The organism is Pantoea sp. WMus005, from assembly GCF_013415305.1.
Taxonomy (GTDB): Bacteria; Pseudomonadota; Gammaproteobacteria; order Enterobacterales; family Enterobacteriaceae; genus Pantoea; species Pantoea rara.
The window spans coordinates 1,303,137-1,324,213 of record NZ_JACBXU010000001.1; the positions used below are offsets into that span (position 1 = coordinate 1,303,137).

Annotated in this window: 19 protein-coding genes, 1 other RNA gene and 1 other annotated feature; of the genes, 5 read left to right on the forward strand and 15 right to left on the reverse strand. The window is 54.4% G+C overall.

The window, feature by feature from the left end; genetic code table 11:
* Window positions 1-67: 67 nt before the first annotated feature.
* Window positions 68-472 carry a hypothetical protein gene (locus HZZ01_RS05880; protein WP_179897069.1) on the forward strand — a complete coding sequence of 135 codons (405 nt, stop codon included), beginning with the start codon at window positions 68-70 and terminating at the stop codon, window positions 470-472.
* A 33-nt stretch (window positions 473-505) separates the two neighbouring features.
* Here the strand turns inward: HZZ01_RS05880 and HZZ01_RS05885 are convergent, their stop codons facing one another.
* Complete coding sequence (locus HZZ01_RS05885) at window positions 506-3,559, reverse strand: FAD-binding and (Fe-S)-binding domain-containing protein (protein WP_179895889.1); 3,054 nt, start codon at window positions 3,557-3,559, stop codon at window positions 506-508.
* Between the two features lie 205 nt (window positions 3,560-3,764).
* Here HZZ01_RS05885 and ydiK point away from each other — a divergent pair, with 205 nt between their 5' ends.
* A complete protein-coding gene (gene ydiK, locus HZZ01_RS05890) occupies window positions 3,765-4,883 on the forward strand; it encodes an AI-2E family transporter YdiK (RefSeq protein ID WP_370463416.1) in 1,119 nt (372 codons plus the stop codon).
* 292 nt (window positions 4,884-5,175) lie between these two features.
* An RNA gene (rprA, locus tag HZZ01_RS05895) (antisense sRNA RprA) lies at window positions 5,176-5,283 on the forward strand.
* Between the two features lie 69 nt (window positions 5,284-5,352).
* Here the strand turns inward: rprA and ppsA are convergent.
* Window positions 5,353-7,737, reverse strand: coding sequence for a phosphoenolpyruvate synthase (gene ppsA / locus HZZ01_RS05900; protein WP_179895890.1), 2,385 nt, complete (start codon window positions 7,735-7,737; stop codon window positions 5,353-5,355).
* Window positions 7,738-8,174: 437 nt separating this feature from the next.
* On the opposite strand from ppsA, the gene HZZ01_RS05905 reads away from it, so the two are divergent.
* Entirely contained in the window at window positions 8,175-9,002 is an 828-nt protein-coding gene (locus HZZ01_RS05905) for a pyruvate, water dikinase regulatory protein (protein WP_179895891.1), read from the forward strand.
* A 152-nt stretch (window positions 9,003-9,154) separates the two neighbouring features.
* Window positions 9,155-10,201 (forward strand): 3-deoxy-7-phosphoheptulonate synthase, encoded by a 1,047-nt coding sequence (locus tag HZZ01_RS05910; protein ID WP_179895892.1) that lies wholly within the window; start codon window positions 9,155-9,157, stop codon window positions 10,199-10,201.
* Between the two features lie 6 nt (window positions 10,202-10,207).
* On the opposite strand, the gene HZZ01_RS05915 is transcribed toward HZZ01_RS05910, so the two are convergent.
* The 13 genes from HZZ01_RS05915 to infC all read right to left on the reverse strand — a co-directional run bounded on the left by HZZ01_RS05915 (window position 10,208) and on the right by infC (window position 21,077).
* Window positions 10,208-11,659: a YdiU family protein gene (locus tag HZZ01_RS05915; RefSeq protein ID WP_179895893.1), complete on the reverse strand. Its 1,452-nt coding sequence runs from the start codon at window positions 11,657-11,659 to the stop codon at window positions 10,208-10,210.
* Window positions 11,660-11,738: 79 nt separating this feature from the next.
* Window positions 11,739-12,485, reverse strand: a complete 747-nt coding sequence (locus HZZ01_RS05920) for an EAL domain-containing protein (protein WP_179895894.1) — start codon at window positions 12,483-12,485, stop codon at window positions 11,739-11,741.
* Between the two features lie 294 nt (window positions 12,486-12,779).
* Window positions 12,780-13,238, reverse strand: a complete 459-nt coding sequence (locus tag HZZ01_RS05925; RefSeq protein WP_179895895.1) for a C40 family peptidase — start codon at window positions 13,236-13,238, stop codon at window positions 12,780-12,782.
* 68 nt (window positions 13,239-13,306) lie between these two features.
* On the reverse strand, window positions 13,307-14,056 hold the full coding sequence (gene btuD, locus HZZ01_RS05930; RefSeq protein WP_179895896.1) for a vitamin B12 ABC transporter ATP-binding protein BtuD: 750 nt from the start codon (window positions 14,054-14,056) through the stop codon (window positions 13,307-13,309).
* A complete protein-coding gene (locus tag HZZ01_RS05935) occupies window positions 14,057-14,602 on the reverse strand; it encodes a glutathione peroxidase (RefSeq protein ID WP_179895897.1) in 546 nt (181 codons plus the stop codon).
* Window positions 14,603-14,651: 49 nt separating this feature from the next.
* The gene (gene btuC, locus HZZ01_RS05940) at window positions 14,652-15,635 is read right to left on the reverse strand and encodes a vitamin B12 ABC transporter permease BtuC (protein ID WP_179895898.1); all 984 of its coding nucleotides are present in this window, start codon (window positions 15,633-15,635) and stop codon (window positions 14,652-14,654) included.
* A 184-nt stretch (window positions 15,636-15,819) separates the two neighbouring features.
* The gene (gene ihfA, locus HZZ01_RS05945) at window positions 15,820-16,122 is read right to left on the reverse strand and encodes an integration host factor subunit alpha (RefSeq protein ID WP_003853259.1); all 303 of its coding nucleotides are present in this window, start codon (window positions 16,120-16,122) and stop codon (window positions 15,820-15,822) included.
* A 4-nt stretch (window positions 16,123-16,126) separates the two neighbouring features.
* Window positions 16,127-18,514 (reverse strand): phenylalanine--tRNA ligase subunit beta, encoded by a 2,388-nt coding sequence (gene pheT / locus HZZ01_RS05950; protein ID WP_179895899.1) that lies wholly within the window; start codon window positions 18,512-18,514, stop codon window positions 16,127-16,129.
* A gap of 14 nt (window positions 18,515-18,528) precedes the next feature.
* On the reverse strand, window positions 18,529-19,512 hold the full coding sequence (gene pheS, locus HZZ01_RS05955; RefSeq protein WP_179895900.1) for a phenylalanine--tRNA ligase subunit alpha: 984 nt from the start codon (window positions 19,510-19,512) through the stop codon (window positions 18,529-18,531).
* Window positions 19,513-19,583: 71 nt separating this feature from the next.
* Window positions 19,584-19,709, reverse strand: a sequence feature (Phe leader region).
* Complete coding sequence (pheM, locus tag HZZ01_RS05960; protein ID WP_106120997.1) at window positions 19,660-19,704, reverse strand: pheST operon leader peptide PheM; 45 nt, start codon at window positions 19,702-19,704, stop codon at window positions 19,660-19,662. Its footprint overlaps the feature before it by 45 nt.
* A 118-nt stretch (window positions 19,710-19,827) precedes the next feature.
* Complete coding sequence (gene rplT / locus HZZ01_RS05965; protein WP_098050756.1) at window positions 19,828-20,184, reverse strand: 50S ribosomal protein L20; 357 nt, start codon at window positions 20,182-20,184, stop codon at window positions 19,828-19,830.
* Window positions 20,185-20,228: 44 nt separating this feature from the next.
* Window positions 20,229-20,426, reverse strand: a complete 198-nt coding sequence (gene rpmI / locus HZZ01_RS05970) for a 50S ribosomal protein L35 (RefSeq protein WP_010245683.1) — start codon at window positions 20,424-20,426, stop codon at window positions 20,229-20,231.
* Between the two features lie 99 nt (window positions 20,427-20,525).
* On the reverse strand, window positions 20,526-21,077 hold the full coding sequence (infC, locus tag HZZ01_RS05975) for a translation initiation factor IF-3 (protein WP_029519030.1): 552 nt from the start codon (window positions 21,075-21,077) through the stop codon (window positions 20,526-20,528).

Genomic DNA, 21,077 nt, shown 5'->3' on the forward strand with positions numbered 1-21,077 from the left:
CCCGGCAATTGCAATCCCAGAATGGATGAATATGATAATTATTATCATTCACATTCAGGGCGACGCAATGACCCTCTCTGTTTCAGCCTGGTTGCAGCACAAAATCGACGAATACCGCTTTTCCGTGCGTGACATTACCGTCGACTTTTATATGGAGCAGGCAAAGCTTGACCGGATCGACTGCACGATCCATCAACTACGTCAGTTTAATGATGCCTGTCAGGATATGGCAGAAGTCTGCCAGATGAACGGTGACGATCAGAGTTACCTGCATGCCTTGGGTAAACTGCATCACCGACTGGTGCAGGAGATGGGAAACAACGATCGCGATCGCCTGTTTCGCCTTCAGGCTTATCAACTGGCGCGACTGTCCCTGACCCGACTCTGCCATCAACTGGCCATGGTCGGAGAATGGAACAAAGCCACCGTGCTGCAAAGTGACTTTGTACGTCACGCAGGCTGGATATTCTAATCCAGCCACGGCGTGACGTCGCGCACAATTTTTTTACATTATCTCTAACAATGCCTGAAGCGGATGGCGCATGCCGTTGCCTTCCACACGTTTGACCTGACTGCGGCATGAATAGCCGGTGGCAAGGCAACGCTGGCGCGGCAATCGCTGGAGCTGAGGATGCCAGGAGAGCGCGTAGATCCCCAGCGAGTTTTCGAGATTTTTACTTTCGTGGCCGTAGGTGCCCGCCATGCCGCAGCACCCCACATTGATGTTTTCCAGCTTCGCACCAAACCGGGCAAAGATCCCCTGCCACTGATTCGGTGTGGAAGGCAGCGCGGTTACCTCTGTACAGTGCGCAAAGAGATACCATGACTCCCCGCCCGTGACCTGCACGTCACGCTCTGCCAGCGCACGCTCTAACCATTCATGCACCAGCAATACGCTAAAGTCGCCGCGTGATTCACCCAGCGTCTGACGATACTCATCGCGATAACACAGCACGGTAGCGGGATCCACACCCACCATAGGCAGCTCCAGTTTTGCTACCCGGTTAAGAAAATCGGCAGTGCGGGCTGCGGTGCGGGCGAAACGTTGCAGAAAGCCTTTCACATGCTGTGCTTTGCCATTTGGCGAGAACGGCAGCAGCACCGGACGGTAGCCCAGCTTCTCAATCAGCCTGACAAAATCGTTAACCAGCTGTGCCTCATAGAAGCTGGTGAAAGGATCCTGTACCACCAGCACGCAGTTGGCGCGCTCAGTGGCCGACAGCCCTTCGAGCTGCTCCAGCGTCATGTTCATGGCGGGATGACCGCTGAGCTGTTGTTTCAGATTAGGCGCTGAGAGCAGAGGCAGATCGACCATGCCGATATGCGTCTTGCTTAACTCTTTCACCCACGGCTGGCGCAGGAAAAAGTTGAACACGTTCGGGGCTTTCGCCATCAGGGGCGCATAGCCTTCAACCGCCGCCACCAGATGATCGCTCACCGGACGCAGATAACGGGTGTGATAGAGCTGAAGGAAGCGCGAACGAAACGCGGGCACGTCAATTTTAATCGGACACTGGGTTGAGCAGGCTTTGCAGGCCAGACAGCCTGACATCGCCTCTTTCACCTCGTGTGAGAAGTCATACTCCCCTTTACTGGCGTGCCAGCTGTTGCGGGTACGGGCAATCATCCCGCGCAGTGACAGGCTGTTTTCCGGCAGCTGCTTTTCCAGTGCCAGGGGATCGACGCCCTGTTCGGCCAGCAGCCGTAGCCACTCCCGCGTCAGCGTCGCCCGCCCTTTGGGTGAGTGAATGCGGTTGCGCGTGATCTTCATGGAGGGACACATCGGGCTGCGGGCATCAAAGTTAAAACACAACCCGTTGCCGTTGCACTCCATCGCCCCACGCCATTCATCCCGGACCGTGACCGGAATCTGTCGATCGAAGGTTCCGCGCTTCACTGCATCAACCTGCATCATCTCGTCGTTGCTGTTAAAAGGCGTACAGATCTTGCCGGGATTGAGTCGGTTAAGAGGATCAAAGGCCGCTTTGATGCGGCGCAGTTCGTTAAACAGCGTCTCGCCAAAGAATGCCGGACTGTACTGGGCGCGGAAACCTTTGCCATGTTCGCCCCACAGCAGGCCACCGTAGCGCGCGGTCAGCGCCACCACTTCGTCGGAGATCTGTTTCATCATCATCTCCTGCTGCGGATCGCACATATCCAGCGCCGGGCGCACGTGCAGGACGCCTGCATCGACATGACCAAACATGCCGTAGCTAAGACCGTGGCTGTCCAGCAACGCGCGAAACTCAACAATGTAGTCCGCCAGTTTTTCCGGCGGGACGGCGGTATCTTCCACAAATGGGATCGGTTTAGCGCGGCCTTTGGCATTCCCCAACAGACCCACCGCTTTTTTCCGCATGTTATAGATGCGCTCAATGCCATCCAGATCGTTACAGAACTGATAGCCAATTACGCCGCCCTGCTGCTGCGCCATCAGCGCGTCAAGGCGGGTGCAGAGCTGTTCAATCTGCTGATCGATCAGCACTGCGTTGTCACCGGCGAATTCAACAATATTCAGACCCAGCATCTCTTTGTCGGGTACGTCAGCAATCAATTCACGCACCGAGTGCCAGACGATATCTTCCCGCGCCAGATTCAGCACTTTAGAGTCAACGGTTTCAACTGAAAGCGCCTGCGCTTCTACCATTAAGGGCGCATTGCGCAGGGCAGAATCAAAAGAGTCATACTTGATGTTCACCAGTCGCCGCACTTTCGGCAGTGGGGTGATATCGAGCCGCGCTTCTGTGACGAAAGCCAGCGTACCTTCTGCGCCACACAGCAGGCGCGTCAGGTCAAAGGTTTGCATATCATCGCTGAACACATGTCGCAGGTCATATCCGGTCAGAAACCGATTCAGCTTAGGAAACTTTTCCAGAATCAGCGCACGCTGCTCGCGGCAACGCGTGAGGACCTGCTGATAGAGCCGCCCTTCAGGTGTGGCTGTCTGAGCCAGGGTTTCAGCCAGCGCAGTTGCCATGGGTCGCGTATCAAGGATATCGCCGCCCAGCAGCACGGCGCGCAGACCCAGCACATGGTCCGAAGTTTTGCCATACACCAGCGAACCCTGACCCGACGCATCTGTATTGATCATCCCGCCCAGCGTTGCGCGGTTACTGGTGGAAAGCTCTGGCGAGAAGAAAAAACCGAAAGGCTTCAGCCACGCATTCAGTTGATCTTTGATGACTCCCGCTTCGACCCGCACCCAGCCCTCATCCGTATTGATCTCCAGGATGCGGTTCATGTAGCGCGACATATCCACCACAATCCCCTGATTCAGCGACTGCCCGTTGGTGCCAGTGCCGCCGCCACGCGGGGTAAACACCAGACTGGTGAAACGCGCTTCTCCGGCCACGCGGGCGAGCAGTGCAACATCCGCCGTTGAGCGCGGAAAGAGCGCCGCGTCGGGTAGCAGCTGATAGATACTGTTATCAGTGGAAAGTGAGAGGCGATCGGCATAGCTGGTCGCCATGTCACCCGTAAACCCCTGCTCTTTCAGTGATTCAAGGAACGTCAGCACCAGTTGAACGAGGCCCGGCGCCTGCGAAATCTGTGGGATCATGATTGTCTGACCGAAGGTGTTGTAAACGTTTGCGTTTATGCGTGAGCGATTTCTCGTTTTATCATATTTTTCCTGCGTCTGCCCTTTTTTCAGAAAAGGCAAAAACCTTTCACCACGGCGCTGTTTAATCCCTGGTAAATAGATCATGATAAAAACGGGCATCCTAATACCCGAAGATGAAGGATTAAGACGAGGTTATGAGTCAATGATGAAAAGCCAGTATCGGGATATGGATTTACCACAAATACTCTTCACCCTGATGTTCATTCTGCTGTTGATCGTCGCCTGCTTATGGGTGGTGCAGCCGTTTATTCTGGGCTTTGCCTGGGCCAGCATGGTGGTGATTGCCACCTGGCCATTGATGCTGAAATTCCAGCGACTGTTATGGGGACGCCGTTCACTGGCGGTGATCGTCATGACACTGCTGCTGCTATTGTTGTTTATTATTCCTATCGCCCTGCTGGTCAGCAGCCTGATCGATAACAGTGCGCCTGTGATTGCCTGGGTTACCCAGGGCCACACGATGCCGAAACTGACGTGGCTCAGAGAAATTCCGATGGTTGGCAAAAAGCTGTATGTCAGTTATGACACGCTGGTGGCTAGCGGTGGTGCCGGCGTGATGGCGAAAATACAGCCTTACATCGGCCGCACCACAGGCTTTTTTGTGGCTCAGGCCGGTCATTTCGGACGCTTTATGATCCATCTGGGCGTGATGTTACTGTTCAGCGTGCTGCTTTACTGGCGTGGCGAACAGGCTGCCCAGGGCATCCGTCACTTCGCGTTTCGCATGGCAGGGCGACGCGGTGATGCCGCCGTACAGCTGGCAGCCCAGTCAATCCGTGCCGTAGCGCTTGGCGTGGTGGTAACGGCGCTGGTGCAGGGTGTGCTGGGCGGTATCGGACTGGCGATCTCCGGTATTCCTTATGCCACGCTGTTGACGGTGCTGATGATCCTCTGCTGTCTGGTACAGCTCGGTCCACTGCTGGTGCTGGTTCCTGCCATCATTTATCTCTACTGGAGCGGCGATACTACCTGGGGAACCGTGCTGCTGGTCTGGAGTTGTGTGGTCGGCACGATGGATAACGTTCTGCGCCCGATGTTAATCCGTATGGGCGCAGACCTGCCGATGATTCTGATCCTCTCAGGCGTGATTGGTGGCCTGTTCGCGTTCGGCATGATTGGTCTGTTTATCGGCCCGGTGGTTCTGGCGGTTTCCTACCGTCTGGTTTCCGTCTGGGTTCATGAAGCGCCAGCCCCGGATAATGACCCGATGGCCTCGGCTGATGCCCTGGCCGATCACGAGGGTACCCCGCCTGTCGTCTGATGCGATGCGGTAACGCGCCGCGTTAATCCCCCTTTTTAGCATTGATTAGTGCGGTTAATGATCATTAACCGCACCTACTCTCACCAATCAGATAAATTCTGTTTTTCATTAGCGATTTTTAAGAAAAAAGCCATCTTTGGCCGAAAAGTGACCTTTCAGGGCTAAAAAAGATTACTTTCTGCACTGTTTCTTAAGCCAAATGGCAAAGTAAAGGTGACAAAAGATTATCGGCTTTAAACTAATAAGAGGATTCTTAAAGACGCCAGCCAGCCGTATGAATAACATGTTTCCTATGTTCGAAGTCAAACCGATGATTTCCAGACAAACTAATTCCCCTGAGTAGCGTAAAGAATTGCTGTGTGTAGTCTTTGCCCATCCCCTGTGATGGGCTTTTTTTTTGCCTGAATCAGGCCAGCGATGAATAGAAAAGGCCCGCAATGCGGGCCTGAGAGGATTGCTACAACGGGTGTCAGGCGGTTTTATTGAGCTGCGCCAGACTCACCCAGGTTTCCACCACGGTGTCCGGGTTCAGTGACAGACTGTCGATGCCTTCTTCCATCAGCCATGCGGCAAAATCCTGATGGTCGGAGGGGCCCTGTCCACAAATTCCGACATATTTCCCCTGCTTCTTCGCCGCTTTGATCGCCATGGAGAGCAACGCTTTCACGGCTTCATTACGCTCGTCAAACAGCGCAGAGACGACGCCGGAGTCGCGGTCCAGCCCCAGCGTCAGCTGAGTCATGTCGTTGGAACCAATAGAGAAGCCGTCGAAATATTGCAGGAACTGTTCTGCCAGCAGGGCATTGGACGGGATCTCACACATCATAATGATCTTCAGCCCGTTCTCGCCACGCTTCAAACCCTGTCGCGCCAGCTCTTCCACCACGGCCTGCGCCTGATCCACGGTGCGCACAAACGGAACCATGATCTCGACGTTGGTGAGGCCCATTTCGTTGCGAACACGTTTCACCGCTTCACACTCCAGCGCAAAGCAATCCCGGAAGCTGTCCGCCACATAACGACCTGCCCCACGGAATCCCAGCATCGGGTTTTCCTCTTCTGGTTCGTAGCGTTCGCCGCCCACCAGGTTGGCATATTCATTCGTTTTAAAGTCCGAAAGTCGGACAATTACGCGTTTCGGCGCAAATGCCGCGCCAAGGGTGGAAATTCCTTCAGTCAGGCGAGCAATGTAAAACTCGACCGGATTATCAAATCCTTTCATCATTTTACGGATCTGCTGTTGCAGTTCCGGCGTCTGCTGATCGAATTCCAGAAGCGCTTTAGGATGGACGCCAATCATGCGGTTAATAATAAATTCCAGACGCGCAAGACCGACACCTTCATTAGGCAGACAGGCGAAATCAAAGGCACGATCGGGGTTACCGACGTTCATCATGATTTTCAGCGGCAGTTCAGGCAGTGAATCGACCTGCGAACTGGTGACATCGAAATCAAGCAGCTGATCATAGACGTAGCCGGTGTCGCCCTCGGCGCAGGAGACGGTGACCTGATGGCCCTCTTTCAGCCGATCGGTGGCATCACCACAGCCGACGACTGCCGGAATGCCCAGCTCACGGGCGATGATCGCCGCATGACAGGTTCGTCCGCCACGATTTGTGACAATTGCTGATGCCTTTTTCATGATCGGTTCCCAGTCAGGGTCGGTCATGTCAGTCACCAGCACGTCGCCTTTTTCAATACGGTTCATTTCGCTGATATCGTGAATGACCTTCACCACGCCGGCACCAATACGATGACCGATAGCACGGCCTTCAACCACGACGCTACCCTGACCCTGTAGCGTGTAACGCTCCATTACCTGCCCATTAGAACGCACGGTTTCTGGACGCGCCTGAACAATAAACAGCTTGCCAGTGTGACCATCTTTAGCCCACTCAATATCCATCGGGCGCTGATAGTGCTGTTCAATCAGCACGGCCTGCTTTGCCAGCGCCTGCACTTCTTCATCGCTCAGGCAGAAACGGTCTCGTTCAGCTTCCGGCACATCTTCAATTCGCACCTGCTCGCCATGCGCCTGGGAATCGGCGTAGACCATGCGAACCTTTTTCGAGCCCATGTTGCGGCGCACGATCGCGGGACGATCGGCTGCCAGGGTTGGCTTGTGGACATAGAACTCATCCGGGTTAACGGCACCCTGCACCACCATTTCACCCAGTCCCAGCGCGGCGGTGATAAAGACCACCTGATCAAAGCCGGACTCGGTATCAATGGTGAACATCACCCCTGAAGAGGCCAGGTCAGAGCGTACCATGCGCTGAATGCCCGCCGAGAGTGCAACGCCGCGGTGATCGTAACCCTGATGCACGCGATAAGAGATAGCACGGTCATTAAACAGCGAGGCAAAGACATGCTTCACTGCGACCATCACTGCGTCGATTCCCTGCACATTCAGGAAGGTTTCCTGCTGGCCGGCAAAGGAGGCATCGGGCATATCTTCTGCGGTGGCAGAGGAGCGGACGGCGAACGACGCAGCATCGTCATCGGCCGAAAGTTGCTTATAGGCGTCCAGAATGGCGGACTCCAGCTCCGGCAGGAACGGCGTTTCCACCACCCACTGACGAATCTGCTTACCCGCTTTTGCCAGCGCATCCACATCATCAATATCGGTCTCATCCAGCAGCGCATAAATTCGCTGGTTCAGCCCGCTCTGGTCCAGGAAAAGGTTAAAGGCCCAGGAGGTGGTCGCGAAACCATTGGGCACGGAAACACCCAGCGACGACAAATTAGTAATCATTTCACCCAGAGAGGCATTCTTGCCTCCTACCCGGTCAACATCATGCATGCCAAGCTGGTTATACCAGAGCACAAGTGGCTGTTCGCCTTTCGTGGACATTGAGCTTATCCTTTATCAATTATTAATGAATAGACACAGGGAGTTATCTGTCTTCAGCCTGGCATATCCCTCCTTCAATAACGATGTGTTGAATCGTTAAAGCAGAATTTCAGCAACAGTTTCGGAATTGTGAGCGGATTATTTTGTTGTTGCGCAAAGAAGCTATTTTCCGCTAACCACTTGATGCAACTGGAAATGGCACATTTTCAGCCACTTAACCATTCTGTTTTGTTGCGCAACAGTTGCGTGGCTATTTGCGGTGCAATATCAGATAAAAAGTATTCCGGCGAAGCGAAACACCTTTTCATTTTTTATTATCGTAATGAAAAAGCAGGTAAATAATCCGGACAAACCTTCCAGAAATTAAAATCAGAGATGATTTATTTAATCGCATGGCTCATGCTGATTGCTCACTCTTGTCTGAGGCTGATTTCGTTATGACAACTGACAGAAGCGTTTTTTATATCTCCGATGGTACGGCAATTACGGCTGAAGTACTGGGTCATGCGGTGCTGTCGCAATTTCCGGTTAATATCACCAGTCTGACGCTGCCGTTTGTAGAAAACGTCCAGCGGGCGCTGGCGGTTAAAGCCCAGATTAACGCGCTCTATCAGCAGAGCGGTGTCCGGCCGCTGGTGTTTTTTTCCATCGTAACCCCGGAAGTGCGCGACATCATCGTGCAGAGCGAGGGCTTTTGTCAGGATATCGTGCAGGCACTGGTCGCCCCGCTACAGCAGGAGTTAGGTTTAGCGCCTGCACCGGTCGCTCACCGTACCCACGGACTGGATGCCAGTAATCTGGGTAAATATGATGCGCGCATTGCAGCGATCGATTATGCCCTCGCGCATGATGACGGCATCTCGCTGCGCGGGCTGGAGGATGCACAGGTGATCCTGTTGGGGGTCTCGCGCTGTGGCAAAACGCCCACCAGCCTCTATCTGGCGATGCAGTTTGGTGTTCGCGCCGCCAACTACCCTTTCATTGCTGACGATATGGATAACCTCAAACTGCCGCCAGCGCTGCGTGCACACCAGAATAAGCTGTTCGGGCTGACCATCGATCCGGAACGCCTGGCGGCAATACGTCAGGAGCGGGCGGAAAATACCCGTTACGCCTCAATGCGTCAGTGCCGACTGGAAGTGGGCGAAGTCGAAGCGCTGTTCCGCACCCATCAGATCCGCTATCTCAACAGCACCAACTACTCGGTAGAGGAGATAGCCACCAAAATTCTCGACATCATGGGCCTGACGCGCCGCATGTACTAGAACGCTATTCGGGTCGGCGTTGTAAAGCGGCGCTGCCGTCGCTTTTGATTTCATTATCAAATCCCGGGTTGAATTCGCAGGCTAATGGTTTATTGTGACCATCATCACTTCCCGGTATTTCACCGCTGCGAAGAACCGTTTTCGAGAATCTCATGAATAAAACCGACGAACTGCGTACCGCACGCATTGGTAGTCTGATTACCCCCGCCAGCCTGGCGGCCGAACATCCTGTCTCTGCGGCAATCGCTGACAATGTCACTGCTGCCCGTAAACGTATTGCCCGTATTCTGACCGGTGAAGATCCCCGCCTGCTGGTGGTGATCGGCCCCTGCTCGCTGCACGACCCAAAAGCGGCCCTGGACTATGCTGAGCGTCTGAACGCGTTACGCAGCCGCTATGAAGACCGGCTGGAGATTGTGATGCGAGCCTACTTCGAGAAGCCGCGCACGGTAGTGGGCTGGAAAGGCTTAATCTCCGATCCGGATCTGGATGGCAGCTATGATGTAAACCGGGGTATCGGCATCGCCCGCAAGCTGCTGATTGATATCAACGCGCTGGGTCTGCCTACCGCTACCGAATTTCTGGATATGGTGATCGGCCAGTTTATTGCCGACCTCATCAGCTGGGGCGCAATTGGCGCCCGCACCACGGAAAGCCAGATCCACCGCGAAATGGCTTCGGCACTTTCCTGCCCGGTCGGCTTTAAAAACGGTACCGATGGTAACGTACAGATTGCCGTGGATGCGATCCGTGCTGCGCGCGCCAGCCACATGTTCCTGTCGCCGGATAAGCTGGGCCAGATGACCATCTATCAAACCAGCGGCAATCCGCATGGGCATGTGATCCTGCGTGGCGGCAAGCAGCCTAACTATCATGCCAGTGATGTCGCCGCCGCCGCAGAAAGTCTGTCGGCGTTTAATCTGCCTCAGCAGCTGGTGATCGACTTCAGTCACGCGAACTGCCTGAAGCAGCATCGTCGCCAGATGGATGTCGCGGCAGAGGTGGCAGAGCAGATTAAATCGGGATCGCGGGCCGTTGCCGGTGTGATGATTGAAAGCTTCCTGGAAGAAGGCAATCAGAAAGTGGTGAGCGGCGAACCGCTGGTTTATGGTAAGTCGATAACCGATCCCTGTCTGGGCTGGCAGGAGAGCGAACAGGTGCTCTCCCTGCTGGCAGAGGCGGTTTCTCACCGCCTCTGAGTTGGATTAGCTGGAGCAGCTCACCTCTAAAGTCTTGCCCCAGTCTGGCGGCCGCTGACGATACTCAGCGGCTGTCTCATCGCTAAAGGGTTGCTGTAACGCCTGATGCAAATGTGCCAGCGCACCCTGCTCGCCCCGCTCCGCCTCTTCAATTGCCTGCTGTGCCAGATAGTTGCGCAGAATCACCGCCGGATTGGCGGCCTTCATGACTGCCTGACGCTCTTCATCGCTCACCTGCTCCTCCATGAGACGGTTGCGATAGCGCAGATACCAGCCATCAAATGCCTCACGATCGATAAATTCATCGCGCAGCGGTGAGCGGCTTTCAGCCTGTTGAGTCTCACTCAGCAGCCGGAATGTCAGGGTATAATCGCTGTGCTCCTGCGTCATCAGTGCCAGCAGATCCGTGAGAATCTGATTGTCGCTGCTCTGCTGGGTCAGCAGGCCGAGCTTCGCCCGCATCCTTTCACCCCAGACCCGCATCAATTCAGGTTCATAAGCGCTCAACGCCGTCCGCAGCTGCTCGGTTGTCAGCAGACCCGATAACGCATGTGCCAGCCGGTTGAGATTCCACATGCCAATCATCGGCTGATTTTCAAAGCTGTAGCGCCCCTGATAATCACTGTGATTGCAAATGAAGTCAGGCTGATAATCATCAAGAAACCCGAACGGGCCATAGTCAATGGTCAGGCCAAGAATCGACATGTTGTCGGTGTTCATCACCCCATGCGCAAAACCCACACTTTGCCACAGCGCAATCAGCCGCGCAGTGCGTAACACAATGTCGGTGAACCACTGTTGATAGCGGTCCGCTTCCTCTGCCAGGTGCGGCCAGTGATGACGGATGGCGTAGTCGGCCAGCTGCTGCACTTTCTCCTGCTGCTGGCTGTAAAAGAAATGCTCGAAATGGCCGAACCGCAGATGGCTCGGTGAAATGCGCATCAGCATCGCACCGTGCTCGGGAGTTTCGCGGTAGACCGGCTCATCGCCTATCGACAAAGTCAGTGCGCGCGTGGTGGGAATGCCCAGATGGTGCAGCGCTTCCGAAGCAAGAAACTCCCGCACGCTGGAACGGATTACGGCACGACCATCACCCATGCGTGAATAAGGTGTCAGACCTGCGCCTTTGAGATGCCAGTCCAGCTTACTGCCATTATCAAGACGCTGTTCACCCAGCAAAATGCCGCGCCCGTCGCCCAGCTGGCCTGCCCAGACACCAAACTGATGGCCGCTGTACACCTGCGCCAGTGGCTGCATGCCGGGCAGCAGGGCCGCGCCGTGCCAGACATCATGACCGCGACCGTCAAAGAGCGCGCTATCCAGTCCCATTGAAGTGGCAAGCGGTGCGTTGTGATACAGCAGGCGTCCGCCTGTCAGCGGTGTAGGGGTAAGCGCGGTGTAACACCCTGTCAGTTCACGGAACCAGGTGTTGTCAAAAGAGGCTTTGTCTGAGGACATTGTTTCTCCCATGCGCTGCTCAGCGATACGTAGATTAGTTCTCTAGTGTAACGCTGATAGCGGGGATTAACAGGAAGTATCAGCCGGGATGCTGAGAGGATGGCATACGATCGTCGGCGCAGAGCAACGAACGCAGTGCATCAGATTTAACCACGGAGAAAAGTGCCCCCTGGAAGTCGGCACCGTCAAGCTGGCTGACTTTATCGAACAGCATTTCATCGTCAACGCCACAAATAATGAGGCGGTCACAGTGAGCGCGGAAATTATCAATAATGCTCTGGATAAATGGCACGAATGAAGCGCGTTTTGCCAGCGAATGAATAAATTCTTTGTCCAGGCAGATGCAGCTGAATAAATTATCGTAGACCGCATTCGAGGGAGTCTTGCCCGCCCCGAAATGGGAAATTGCTAAATTAAACTCAGCATGCAGGTCAGCCAGCAGGGGATTATTTTTGCCCAGCTTCAGTTGCGGAAACGTTTCAGTGATATTCAACAGAATGAACGGCAGCTGCTTTATTTTGCGCATGACTAATTCACTCGCCAGGAGCGTCCGGGCCATACCTTCATCAATACGGATAAATGCTGACACCGAATGCGCTTCAAATAACGCACGATTCTGCTCCAGCAGTCCAATCTGACTTTGCAGCAGGCGCAACTGCTGCGACTCCTCAAGCTGCGGCAGCAACAGATCCTGCGGCAGAGTGATGGGGGCATTTTCATGCACAAATTGCGTTACCAGCTCGACAGCGGTCAACCGTCCGTGAACATCACAGACAGGATAAAACCAGATTTCCGACTGATAGTCGGCCGAGAGATGAATTTTCATTTTAATGCCAGAATAAGCGGCGATGGAGATATCGTATAGTAATGGTCAGGCGCAGGCAAGAGCGCCAAATCATTGAAGAGACGAACTTCTTTACCCTTCCACTGCCGTTTGACAACCGTCGATCACGCTTAAGCCAAATAGTCGCGCTAAAATAGCGGTTATTAGTGGAATTAAATAAGCATTAATTATGTTTATTAAAATCCATGCTCAATAACAGTCATTTAAAATAATACTTTTATTCTCTGTTTTAACTCTATTTAAAATTGGACTTAAGTCAGATTTGGCTGGCTGCGTTTAAATACGGCGCGCCTGCCAGAACACTTTTCGCCAGTAGACATTGTCGAGCGAAGAGCGGATCACCCCCTGGCTGGTTGAAGCGTGGATAAAGGCGTTATCGGTGTCATAAATGCCCACATGCAGGCCATTCTCGCCGCGACCGGTTTTGAAGAACACCAAATCGCCGGGCAGCAGGTCATCTTTGCTGATTTGCGTGCCAATATCGCTTTGGGCTGAGGTGGTGCGTGGCAGTTGCAACGCAAATTTGTCACGGAAGGTCAGATAGACAAAGCCAGAGCAGTCAACACCGTTACGACTCATGCCGCCATAGCGATAAGGCGTGCCACGCCAGTGGCCGAGCTGATCGTTCAGTTCCGCTATCACGGTGATCGAATCGGATAGACGGCCATTTATCGGCGGAGCGTGATGACTGCATCCCGTCAGCAGCAGAACTAAAATCAGCAAACCCAGGCGCATTGCCAAATGTCCTTATCAGAAGTTGCAACCGGCTTAATGTAGCGGTAAAGCCCGCCAGGTAGCAAGTGTCAGGGCAGCACAGTTAATAGCGTACGTCCTTCGAGTTGAATCTGCCGGAATGCTATCTGGTAGAGCGGAGTCAGGCGCTGCGGCGTCAGGACTTTAGCCGGTTCGCCCTGCGCAACCACCTGGCCCCTGTTCATCAGCCAGACCCGATCGGCCTGTTGCAGGCTGTGGTTAAGGTCGTGACTACTGGCGATTACGCTGATACCTGCCGCGCACAGCTCCGCAATCAGATCGTCGACCGCTTTCTGCTGGCCGATATCCAGCGCCGTCAGCGGCTCATCGAGGATCAGTAGCCGCCCGTGAGGATTGATGAGGGGATCAATTTGCGCACAGACTGCCGCCAGCCTGACGCGCTGCCATTCACCACCGGAGAGTCGGGTCAGCGAACGGGATAATTTATCCTGCAGCTGAAGCCGTTCCAGCAGCGTGGTGAGTCGGGCATCGGACTGCGAGCCCGCCTGTTTAAGATGCAGACGCAAATAGTGCCAGACCGGCATCTGACTCAGCGGCGCCTGCTGTTGTGGCAACCAGCCGCGAATCCTGGACAATGCCGCGCCGTTCCAGTCACTCAGTGGCTTTTCGTCCAGCCTTACTGTGCCTGAGGCGGGTTGCAGTCCGGCAAGTACGCTAAGTAAGGTGCTTTTGCCTGCCCCGTTCGGCCCTGCCACGTGCAACAGCTGACCGGCGGCAAGCTCACCGGTCAGTGGTAGCAGCCGTCCGGCAACGGCTGCCTGTTGCAGGCGCAACAGCATCTATTTTGCCAGCGCCTGCTTAATGGTTTCCAGAATGATCGGATCTTCCGGCGTCATGTCAGGTGCAAAACGCTGAATCACGCAGCCGTCACGGCCAATCAGGAATTTTTCGAAATTCCACAGAATGTCGCCCTGCGCTTTCGGGGCGCGCCCTTTACTCTCCATACGCTCGTAAAAACCGCTTCCTTCCGGACGCACGGCTTCTGGCCGGGCCGCAATCATCTGAGCATAGAGCGGATGACGACCTTCGCCATTGACCTCGGTTTTGGCAAACATCGGGAACGTGACGCCATAGGTTGTGCTACAGAAGGTTTTGATCTCTTCACTGCTGCCCGGCTCCTGCTCCAGAAACTGATTGCAGGGGAAACCGAGTACGCTGAAGCCCTGATCCTGCCAGGCTTTCTGCAGATTCTCCAGCTCTTCATATTGCGCCGTCAGGCCACATTTCGAGGCAACATTGACCACCAGCAGGACCTGACCCTGCCACTGTGACAGCGTAGTTTTTTCTCCGTCGAGCGTAACCAGTTCAGTCTCATAAATGTTCATGCTATTTCCTTTGTGGATGCTGTTGTGGATCCAGAATAACCAGCCGAAGCTAGCGCGAAGATTTCACCAGTAAAATAATAAACAGTGGCGCGCCCAGTGTCGCTGTGACGACACCTATCGGCAATTCTGCCGAGGTCAGCGCCAGACGTGCCACGATATCGGCGGCCAAAAGCACAGCCGCGCCCGCCAGCGCCGAGGCCGGCAGCAGATAACGGTGGTCGCTGATGCCACTCAGGCGCAGGAGATGCGGAATCACCAGCCCGACAAAGCCAATGGCACCGGCCATCGCGACGCTGATGCCTACCAGCCAGCCCATCGCCAGCACCAGGAGGTTCCGCCAGTAAAAGAGTGACAGCCCGAGCTGACGGGCAGAGGTCTCGCCCAGGGCCAGCAGATTAAGAATCGGTCCGGTCGCCCCCAGCGCCAGCATCACAGGCAGCAGGGCCAGCAGCATCCAGCCGTAGCGCCAGTCAATCCCGCTGAATCCCCCCATCATCCAGTACATCAGCTGACGCAGATCGAGACTGGTGCTGAAGTAGACCGCCCAGGTCATGATGGCGCTGCAGATAATCCCCAGAGCCACGCCGGTCAGCAACAGCCGGGCGACCGAGAGCTGACGATGCGCAAAATGCAGCAGAATCAGTGTAATAATCAGCGCACCTGCCATCGCCGCCAGTCCCAGGCTCCACAGTGAGCCACTGCCCAGCAGCACGCCAAGCACCAGACCGATACCGGCTCCGTTCGAGACACCAAGCAGGCCCGGCTCCGCCAGCGGATTGGTGAACAGCGCCTGCATCACAACACCGCATACCGCCAGAGAGGCGCCCACCAGCACCACCGCCAGGCTGCGGGGCAGCCGCAACTGCCAGACGAAGAGTCTGCCGCTCTCGGTGAACCATGCTGAAGGCGAAATCCAGCTGTCTCCGGCACAAAGGCTGACACAGAGCAGTACAGCAAGCGTAAGAGCCAGCGCAATCAGCCATTTCTGGCCGCGCCGATCGGACTGGCGCGCGAAAGTGTCGAGCAGAGACATAAGCAGGATTAGCTGAGAAAACAGTGATTTGATTGTAGAGGGATTGCAGAAAAAAGAAAGGCGGATAAAGCGGGTTGCGCCGGGCTGACGTGGACATTAACGGGCGCGGGAGCGGGAGCGGAGATGATGCATGCTGAAACCATGAAAAAAGGCCGCTTTCGCGGCCTTTTTGAAACGCTGAAATTCAGTCAGTCTCTTTGGGTGTAGCGTTCTCTACGCGGCTTTTCAGCTTCTGTCCTGGGCGGAACGTTACTACGCGACGCGCAGTAATCGGAATATCTTCACCCGTTTTCGGGTTTCTGCCAGGACGCTGGTTTTTGTCACGCAGGTCAAAATTACCAAACCCAGACAGTTTTACCTGTTCTCCATTCTCCAAAGCGCGACGTACCTCTTCGAAAAACAGCTCTACTAACTCTTTGGCATCGCGTTTGCTCAGCCCGAGTTTCTCAAACAGGTACTCTGACATCTCAGCTTTTGTAAGCGCCATAGGTTCAATCCCTCAAGGTTGCCTGGAATCGCTCTTTTAATGCCGCAACGCATTTGCCAACGGTCGCGGCAATCTCCTCTTCTTCGAGTGTCCGGCTGGTATCCTGCAAAATCAGGCTGATTGCGAGGCTCTTGTAGCCCTCAGAAACGCCCTTACCGCGGTACACGTCAAACAAGTTTACGCCAACTACCTGATTTACGCCAACTTTCTTACACTCCGCGATGATATCTGCTGCAGGCACGTTTTCAGCCACCACAACGGCAATGTCACGACGGTTCGCCGGGAAGCGAGAAATCTCGCGCGCGTCAGGCAGGACGCGGTCTGCGACCTTATTCCAAAGCAGTTCAAAGACTAAGGTGCGGCCATTGAGATCAAGCTTACGTTCCAGCTCAGGATGAACCACGCCGATAAATCCGATATGTTCATCATGCAAATAAATCGCCGCGCTCTGTCCTGGATGCAACGCCGGATTCACTTCAGCCCGGAAGCTGATGTCATCCAGTTTGCCGGTTAAATCGAGCAGCGACTCTAAATCGCCTTTCAAATCATAGAAGTCAACTGTCTGACGCGCCAGATCCCAGTGCTCTTCAACGCGGTTACCGCTGATGACGCCAGCCAGCATAAGCTCCTGACGGATACCTAAATCCGCCTGCGTATCCGGCACAAAGCGTAAGCCGCTCTCAAACAGACGCACGCGACTCTGCTGACGGTTCTGGTTGTAGACCACCGCGCTGAGCAAACCCGTCCAGAGTGACAGACGCATCGTCGACATATCGCTGGAAATCGGGCTTGGCAGTAGCAGCGCCTCTTCACCTGGATGCAGTAACTGCTGGATTTTCGGATCGACGAAGCTATAGGTAATCGCTTCCTGATAACCTTTGTCCACCAGCAGGTTTTTAGCGCGTTTCAGCGACAGATTTGCTTCGCGATGCTGAGTCATAACCAGACCAGCCTGCACCGGCACATCCGGAATATTGTTATAGCCGTAGATACGGGCCACTTCTTCAACCAGATCTTCTTCAATCGCCATATCGAAGCGCCAGGCCGGAGCGACAGCCTGCCACTGCCCTTCACCCACAGTCACTTCGCAGCCGAGACGGGTCAGAATATCAGTGACCTGCTCATCCGCAATCACGTGACCAATCAGACGGTCCAGCTTTTCACGACGCAGCATAATGGTCGCCGGTACCGGCAGGGCTGCCTGATGGGTCTGATCGATGATCGGGCCCGCTTCACCGCCGCAGATTGACAGCAGCAGCTGGGTAGCACGCTCCAGCGCGGTATGTTGCAGCGCCGGATCAACGCCACGCTCGTAGCGATGTGACGCATCGGTATGCAGACCGTGACGACGGGCGCGGCCGGTGATAGAGAGCGGATCGAAGTAAGCGCACTCGAAAAGGATGTTCTGCGTTTCGCCGTTCACGCCCGAATGTTCGCCACCAAAGATACCGGCCATGGCCAGCGCTTTCTGATGATCGGCGATGACTAAGGTGTCACTCTGCAGGCTGGCTTCAGTGCCATCCAGCAGCGTCAGCTTTTCGCCCTCTTTCGCCAAGCGAACCACGATACCGCCGTCAATGCGGTCGAGGTCGAAGGCGTGCATCGGCTGGCCCAGTTCCAGCAGGACGTAGTTGGTGATATCCACCACCGGATCGATTGAGCGAATGCCACAGCGACGCAGCTTCTCTTTCATCCACAGTGGCGTAGCCGCCGCGACGTTAATCCCCTTCACTACACGGCCCAGATAGCGCGGACAGGCTTCAGTTGCATCAACCTGAATCGGGAATGTTTCATTCAGCGTAGCCGCGACAGGTTGCATCTCTGGCACGTTCAGCGGTAAACCGTTCAGCACGGCGACATCACGGGCGATACCGATCAGACCCAGGCAGTCGGCACGGTTAGGCGTGACGCTGATTTCAATAGTGTTGTCGTCAAGTTGCAGGTAAGTGCGGATGTCAGTACCCACCGGCGCATCGGCGGGCAGTTCAATGATGCCGTTGTGGTCGTCGGAAATACCCAGCTCGGAGAACGAGCAGAGCATGCCTTCAGATGGCTCGCCACGCAGTTTGGCCGCTTTGATTTTGAAATCACCTGGCAGCACGGCGCCCACAGTCGCGACGGCGACTTTCAGCCCCTGACGGCAGTTCGGCGCGCCACAGACGATATCCAGCAGGCGATCGCCGCCCACGTTGATTTTGGTCACGCGTAGCTTGTCGGCATTCGGGTGCTGGCCGCACTCCACCACTTCACCGACTACGACGCCGTGGAATGCGCCGGCAACCGGATCAACGCCGTCAACTTCCAGACCGGCCATGGTGATTTGTTCAGACAACGCGGCGCTGTCCAGGGCTGGATTTACCCATTCGCGTAACCAGAGTTCACTGAATTTCATTGGATATCCTGCCCTTACTTAAATTGTTTGAGGAAACGTAAATCATTTTCGAAGAAAGCACGCAGATCGGTCACGCCGTAGCGCAACATGGTCAGACGCTCCATGCCCATACCAAAGGCGAAGCCGGAGTAAACTTCCGGGTCGATACCGACATTGCGCAGCACGTTAGGGTGGACCATGCCGCAACCCAGCACTTCCAGCCACTTGCCGTTTTTACCCATGACGTCCACCTCTGCGGATGGCTCAGTGAACGGGAAATAAGAAGGACGGAAACGAATCTGCAAATCTTCTTCGAAGAAGTTGTTCAGGAAATCGTGCAGCGTGCCTTTCAGATTGGTGAAGCTGATGTTTTTATCAACAATCAGCCCTTCCATCTGATGGAACATTGGGGTGTGAGTCTGATCGTAATCGTTACGGTAAACGCGGCCCGGCGCAATAATGCGGATGGGCGGCTGTTGAGCCTTCATGGTACGGATCTGTACGCCCGAGGTCTGCGTTCGCAGTAAACGCGTAGCATCGAACCAGAAGGTGTCATGATCGGCACGCGCCGGGTGATGGGCAGGAATGTTCAGCGCATCGAAGTTATGATAATCATCTTCAATTTCTGGTCCGGTGACGACGCCAAAGCCTAACTCACCAAAGAAGGTCTCAATGCGATCCATAGTGCGGGTCACCGGATGCAGCCCCCCATTCTCAATGCGACGGCCCGGCAGCGAGACATCGATGGTCTCCTCCGCCAGACGGGCATTCAGCACTGCGGATTCCAGAGCATCTTTACGCGCATTCAGGCGCTCGGTGACCTGCTGTTTGGCTTCGTTGATTATCGCACCCGCTGCAGGACGTTCTTCTGCTGGCAGCTCGCGCAACGTCGTCATCTGCAGTGTCAGATGTCCTTTCTTTCCCAGGTATTCGACGCGCACCGCGTCAAGGGCGGCGATATCCGTCGCCCCGTCGATAGCCGCTGTGGCGCTGGCCACCAGTTCTGCGAGTTGGGACATAGTTTCCTCTTTTTCCAGTCAGGCTGGTCAGTTCTCGTTGGGACCTGCCGGTCCAATATACTTACGCCAGAAACAAAAAAGCCTCCACGAGGGAGGCTTTCAGCGCGATTTTTCGTTTCTTCTCTTATGCGCAAAAGCCCCCGAATGTCAGGCGCTAAAGTAAAAAAAGAAACGGAAAATAGCAGCATTCATGCTTGCGGTTACCTTGTCATGCTATACAGGGGGTACTATTGAAATGCTCAGCGACGAAAAAGTCAATCTTTTGCGTAAGTTACAGGCAATAAAAAAGGGAGCAAGCTCCCTTTTCCATCTGACTTACGCCAGGGCTGATTTCGCTTTTTCGACCAGTGCAGAGAATGTCACTTTGTCGAATACTGCGATGTCGGCCAGGATCTTACGGTCAATCTCAATGGCTGCTTTTTTCAGACCATTGATGAAACGGCTGTAAGACATGCCGTTCTGACGAGCCGCTGCGTTGATACGCGCGATCCACAGCTGACGGAACTGACGCTTACGTTGACGACGGTCACGGTAAGCATACTGACCAGCTTTGATAACAGCCTGGAAGGCAACACGGTAAACACGTGAACGTGCACCGTAATAGCCTTTAGCTTGTTTTAAGATTTTTTTGTGACGTGCGCGAGCAACTACACCACGTTTTACACGAGCCATTTAGCTCTCCTGTTTAATATTCTGAATTAATGAAAAAAATTTACTTATGCGTACGGCAGGCAGGCAATTACCAGACCCAGATCGCCTTTAGACACCATGCCTTTCGGACGCAGGTGACGTTTACGCTTAGTAGATTTTTTAGTCAGAATATGACGCAGGTTTGCGTGTTTACGCTTGAAGCCGCCAGAAGCGGTCTTCCGGAAGCGCTTGGCCGCGCCACGTACAGTTTTAATCTTTGGCATTTTAAAAATATCCACTTCGCATTGTTAATAACATGACCCAGACAGGCGAACAGTTAACCGCACAGCGCGAACGCTGCGCGGTAAATGCTACTTGAAAGCCTACTGTTTCTTCTTAGGAGCGAGCACCATGATCATCTGGCGGCCTTCGATCTTCGAAGGGAAGGATTCGACAATGGCCAAATCCAGATCTTCACACAGGTCTTTACGGACGCGGTTAAGCACTTCCATACCGATCTGCTGGTGCGCCATTTCACGACCGCGGAAGCGGAGCGTGATTTTGGCTTTATCGCCTTCTTCCAGAAAGCGAATCAGGTTGCGTAGTTTGACCTGATAGTCGCCATCATCGGTTCCAGGACGGAATTTGATTTCCTTAACCTGAATAACTTTTTGCTTCTTCTTCTGTTCCTTAGAAGATTTGCTTTTTTCATAGAGGAACTTGCCGTAATCCATGATGCGGCAGACCGGCGGTTCGGCATTCGGGCTGATTTCGACTAAGTCGCCGCCCGCTTCCTCGGCTTTTTCCAAAGCTTCGCGTAATGTGACAATGCCAATCGGCTCGCCATCCATGCCTGTTAAGCGCACTTCGGTAGCACGGATTTCACTGTTAATTTTGTTCGGACGCGTAGGTAGTACTCGTTTTCCGCCTTTAAT

Coding starts and splice junctions, on each gene's coding strand:
- HZZ01_RS05880 (WP_179897069.1), top strand. CDS start 68: ATGACCCTCTCTGTTTCAGCCTGGTTGCAGCACAAAATCGACGAATAC.
- HZZ01_RS05885 (WP_179895889.1), bottom strand. CDS start 3,559: ATGATCCCACAGATTTCGCAGGCGCCGGGCCTCGTTCAACTGGTGCTG.
- ydiK (WP_370463416.1), top strand. CDS start 3,765: ATGATGAAAAGCCAGTATCGGGATATGGATTTACCACAAATACTCTTC.
- ppsA (WP_179895890.1), bottom strand. CDS start 7,737: ATGTCCACGAAAGGCGAACAGCCACTTGTGCTCTGGTATAACCAGCTT.
- HZZ01_RS05905 (WP_179895891.1), top strand. CDS start 8,175: ATGACAACTGACAGAAGCGTTTTTTATATCTCCGATGGTACGGCAATT.
- HZZ01_RS05910 (WP_179895892.1), top strand. CDS start 9,155: ATGAATAAAACCGACGAACTGCGTACCGCACGCATTGGTAGTCTGATT.
- HZZ01_RS05915 (WP_179895893.1), bottom strand. CDS start 11,659: ATGTCCTCAGACAAAGCCTCTTTTGACAACACCTGGTTCCGTGAACTG.
- HZZ01_RS05920 (WP_179895894.1), bottom strand. CDS start 12,485: ATGAAAATTCATCTCTCGGCCGACTATCAGTCGGAAATCTGGTTTTAT.
- HZZ01_RS05925 (WP_179895895.1), bottom strand. CDS start 13,238: ATGCGCCTGGGTTTGCTGATTTTAGTTCTGCTGCTGACGGGATGCAGT.
- btuD (WP_179895896.1), bottom strand. CDS start 14,056: ATGCTGTTGCGCCTGCAACAGGCAGCCGTTGCCGGACGGCTGCTACCA.
- HZZ01_RS05935 (WP_179895897.1), bottom strand. CDS start 14,602: ATGAACATTTATGAGACTGAACTGGTTACGCTCGACGGAGAAAAAACT.
- btuC (WP_179895898.1), bottom strand. CDS start 15,635: ATGTCTCTGCTCGACACTTTCGCGCGCCAGTCCGATCGGCGCGGCCAG.
- ihfA (WP_003853259.1), bottom strand. CDS start 16,122: ATGGCGCTTACAAAAGCTGAGATGTCAGAGTACCTGTTTGAGAAACTC.
- pheT (WP_179895899.1), bottom strand. CDS start 18,514: ATGAAATTCAGTGAACTCTGGTTACGCGAATGGGTAAATCCAGCCCTG.
- pheS (WP_179895900.1), bottom strand. CDS start 19,512: ATGTCCCAACTCGCAGAACTGGTGGCCAGCGCCACAGCGGCTATCGAC.
- rplT (WP_098050756.1), bottom strand. CDS start 20,184: ATGGCTCGTGTAAAACGTGGTGTAGTTGCTCGCGCACGTCACAAAAAA.
- rpmI (WP_010245683.1), bottom strand. CDS start 20,426: ATGCCAAAGATTAAAACTGTACGTGGCGCGGCCAAGCGCTTCCGGAAG.